Origin of the sequence: Bacteroides sp. CAG:189 (assembly GCF_000432295.1) — a bacterium.
Classification (GTDB): Bacteria; Bacteroidota; Bacteroidia; order Bacteroidales; family Bacteroidaceae; genus Bacteroides; species Bacteroides salyersiae.
The window spans coordinates 47,409-51,846 of the sequence record NZ_HF990986.1 but is presented as its reverse complement, the minus strand read 5'-3'; the positions used below and the strand labels follow the sequence as shown (position 1 = coordinate 51,846).

The following is a 4,438-nucleotide window of genomic DNA, read 5'->3' as shown; positions in this document are numbered from 1 at the left end:
TAATATATTATTAAACACTAAGTTCCATATGCTATCTATTTGTGTACAATTCCGTCTTCAAACTCTTACTTATCAATCATTTAAAAGTCGCGCAACATGCACTATCAATGCTGTTTTTTTAGTAACTTAGCCGTATTATAGCCGTATTACGGCACAAATATCAAACATTTATTTGAAACTTCAAAACAATTAATTGATTATTTTTTTAATAAACTATGGATATAATTGATAGATTACAAGAAATAATAGACTATGCCGGCCTTAACGTATCCTCATTTGCCAAGAAAATAGGGGTTGTAGACCAAACAATTAGAGGAATTGTTGTACAAAGGAGAAATAAACCGGGATTTGACATCCTTGCTAAAATACTTCAAACATTTACTTGGATAAATGCAGAATGGCTAATTACCGGAAAAGGAGAGATGATTAAACAGGAAACAACTGCAAAAACAGAGAACAGCCCGTCATTAACGGAATTAATACAATACCTGCGGGAGAAAGATTTGAAAATAGAAAAGCTAATAGAGGAAAAGACGGAGTTGAAAATAAAATTTGAAATGGCAAAAAAAACAAATGTGCAGAAAGAAGAACAAATTCGCACTTCACCTACCACTCAAGGCTAAATAATCCGAGAACTCTGATTTTCATTTTGTATTTAAAGAAATAACGAGCGGACAGAAGAGAACAGCAAGTGCATCAAGACTCATATAAATAAAAAAATCGCCCACGTTCCTAATTTGAGCTGCGCCCTAAAAGTTTTATGTCTTGTCTTACTTTTAGGGCACAGTTCGCATTCTTTAATTCGAGCCACCCTGGCCTCCACCACCTTCGCCGCCTTTCACATCATCATTCTCAATAGAACGGGCAGCTTTCTTCACACTGGCTTTTAACTCACCGATCCGGTAACTCACACTAACCCCAAAACGTTGGCGCGAATAACGCGAAGTGCTTTCCTGCCAAAAGTCATCACCAGTCAGCGTATTCTTATTTTTCATGTATTTTTTGAAGAAATTACCGGCAAAAGCACTCACTGTCAATCGTTTTTCTTTGAGAAAAGAACGGTTGACACTCACACTGTAGTCATAGTAACTGCTACCCTTACCTTGTAGAGAGATATACGGAGTGCTACCCATCAAATTCACGCTAAGACGGATATCCAATGGCAAAGTTTGCTGTACACCACCATAAGCAAATACACTCCAGCCACTATTTTCCAAATTCTGAGACGGACTCTTTAAGCGTGAATAATCTCCCCAAAGATTAAGATATACACGAGTTTTCGGAGAAGCATTCCAATTGACATAGCCACTCAAACCCAAATAGCTGCTTTTACCTATATTCTGATAAGTGGAATAAAGCACCTCCTTACCTGTGTGGCTGGTTAAGCCGGGAATATCTTTATCATTCATCAAACTGGTCACCCGCTCTATACCATTATTATTAAACGAGTAGTTCAAAGACATATTTATATTAAATTTCTGCGTAAAGTTACTGTAACTCAGATTAAAAGCATGACTTTTCTCACTTTCCAATGAAGCATTTCCCTGAGTGACATGAGCCGGATTCGAATCATTCAAGTAAGGATTCAAAAACCAGATACTGGGACGCCAGATACGCATATTATATCCCAAACGAATATTCGACATGTCCGTAATTTTAAATCCCAAACTGGCAGAAGGCACCCAATCGTTGAAATCCGCATCAAAACTCTGCTCCGGCTTCTCTGTATATTTCACATCCTGCATTGTTCTTTCATAACGCACACCGGCACGACCCGAAAACTTCTTCACCTTAATACCATAACTGACATATGCCGCCAAAATATCATTCAAATGTTTATAATGGCTACTTCTGTCCTCATCATAATTTTCATCTTTATCATAACGGTTGTTATCGCTATGATTATTACGAATAATATATTTCAACCCCGTTTCAAGCGTATGAATTTTTGCAATAGGGGTAGTATAATCAGCCTGAAAAGTATGCTCCGAACTATTCTGTTTCCCATCAGAACGTTGACCGGCAAGTGTCTTATTCACGTAGTCTTCCCAGCCCGGCTCTACATGATTAAGCGTATAACCATACCGTGAGTTAGAGGTACTCGGCCTTGCATTTATCTTATAAGAAAGGGTAAACATACGATCTTTAAGTTTACGGGAAGTACGCTGATAATCGATATTGCCGCGAACGGAATACCATGAACCATCATTCTCATTATCACTTTCATAAGAATAGTAGGGTACTCCCGAAAAAGCAGGATCGGCATTCTTCATCACCGTCTCACCGTAACCCGTCCCATCATTATTTCCACCATACATACCAAAACCCATTGTTATCAACCGTAAAGTATCTATTTCATAACTGGCTTCCAAATTACCACTCTGAAAACGGTTCTTTCCCTTACTGGAACTTTCGGACTGAATCACTGTTTCTTCCTGCTTTCCCTCGGATATAGTTTGCGTCTGACGCTGTGTGGAACTGGAATAACTTCGAGGAGAATTATTTGCATTATAATTATAACGTGCCGACAACGTCAGTTTATCTTTCTTAATAGTAGTGTACAAGCTTCCTCCACCACCGGTATTGCTGCCATTTCCGGTAAAAGTAGCCGCATAACCTTTAAAACCGCTACCACCTACTGTCACAATATTAAGAATTCCACCAACTCCCTCAGCATCGTATTTTGCACCGGGGTTAGTTATCACTTCAATGTGTTTAATCGTATTAGCCGGCATACTTTTAAGAACGTCTACCGGATTATCGCTCATCATATTATCCGGCTTACCGTTCACATGAATCTTAAAACTGCTGCTACCGTTTACCTTAATATTGTCTTCCCCGTCTACCGTCACTAAAGGAACCTTACGAAGCATTTCCAGTACAGTATTGGTTTTTGAATCCGGATCATCCTGCACATTATATTCTATTTTATCAATATCCGCTTTAACCAACGGTTTTTGAGCCACAATCTCAACGCTTCCCAACTCATTGGTAGCCTCCGAAGTATACAAAGTTCCCAGATCTACTTCTTTCTCACCCGATTTCACTTCAAAATCTTTAGTGACGGTGCTTTTCCCAATCGAAGTAATTGTAATAACATACATCCCCGGCTGAGCATTCATTTTCTCTTTAAAATTTCCCTGCATATCGGTTACAGCCATTTTCACCGCTTTATCCGGAGCTTTTTTCTCCACTATTTTAATAGTAGCATAGGGTTCCCCCTCCAGAGTCAGTGAATCGACGAGGATACCTTTTACTATATAAGAAGAGGTAGTCGTGTTTTGTGCATAACTTGCACAAGATGCAATAAGCAACATCAATAGTAGTAGTTTGCCTTTCATATTGTCTTTGTTGAAGTTTATAGTCTATAAGACGAAAAATCATATGTTTTGTTACAAGGTTTTGACAAAAGTAGAGCCTTTATCCTCCGATACGAAATTTTCGGAGTTAAGAAAGACAAAAAGGAATAAAAAAAGAGTCCTTAAAAAACAAGTTAAAATAATTATCAAAGTAGCACCCTTACCAAAATATGACGTAAAGTCCATTTTCTACGTATAATATGCAAACTTCAAACTAAGGGAAATAAGAATAAAAAAAACAATTTAATCAAACAAATACAAGAGAGGACAATAGTTTTCTTCAATAACATTTGTCTCATTAAACGAAATACTCGATCTATTGGTCGTAGAGAGACATCCCGTTGGTCGTAGAGGAACGAGTCGTTTCTCTACGAGTTTCACCCTCTTTCTCATAGAGGAAAACGGCACCAACATAAAGAACTAATAACCAAGCAATTATCCATTTCATTATTTGTATCACATTTTCATAACCAAAAGGACTACTACAGCAATATTCCTCACTTAGAAAGCAACAATAAATAAAGACAAAAAAAGGCGCAAGAATCCTATTCGGCAATCAGACACTCTCTTCTATTTTCTATATCAAAAACTTTATTTTCAATAAAAATAAAAGAATACAACCATATGACTAAAAAAACAGAAAAAGTCAAGCAATAATGAACATCTTCAAGAAATAAAAACCTTTTGTTTTTTCATTTGTTATACACAATATAGAGTAATCACAGGAGAGACATTATCAAATAGTCACTTTGCCTCAGTCTTTTACATGTTTTACAGCAAAAAATTAACCAAAATGTAATATAAAATAGGATTACTAACCTTTGTTTATTCAGCTTAATAATATATCTTTGCCTACTCAATTGTGGCAAAAAATATATATTATATGCCACGAATATTAACTTTTATTTTTTAACATCAATGAAGAATCTAAATTTTCTGAAGTTGTTTTTTGGGACAATACTCCTGATTGCCACAGCAACTTTTGTAAGTTGTGTCGATGACAATGATGACACAGAAGCTCCTTTTCTAGAAGTTTCTCCTACAAGTCTGATCTTTACCACAGATGGTGTTCCTGCTGA

General features: G+C 36.8%; 2 protein-coding genes. One reads left to right on the top strand and one right to left on the bottom strand.

Translation table 11 applies throughout. The features are described 5' to 3' along the window. Positions 1 to 215 precede the first annotated feature (215 nt). The gene (locus QVP90_RS01425; protein WP_005927023.1) at positions 216 to 623 is read left to right on the top strand and encodes a hypothetical protein; all 408 of its coding nucleotides are present in this window, start codon (positions 216 to 218) and stop codon (positions 621 to 623) included. 174 nt (positions 624 to 797) lie between these two features. Here the strand turns inward: QVP90_RS01425 and QVP90_RS01420 are convergent, their stop codons facing one another. Continuing rightward, a complete protein-coding gene (locus QVP90_RS01420; protein WP_021935482.1) occupies positions 798 to 3,341 on the bottom strand; it encodes an outer membrane beta-barrel family protein in 2,544 nt (847 codons plus the stop codon). Positions 3,342 to 4,438: the final 1,097 nt, after the last annotated feature.

Bases quoted from the DNA above. Each gene is read 5' to 3' on its own strand.
- QVP90_RS01425 (WP_005927023.1), top strand. From the start codon at position 216: ATGGATATAATTGATAGATTACAAGAAATAATAGACTATGCCGGCCTT.
- QVP90_RS01420 (WP_021935482.1), bottom strand. From the start codon at position 3,341: ATGAAAGGCAAACTACTACTATTGATGTTGCTTATTGCATCTTGTGCA.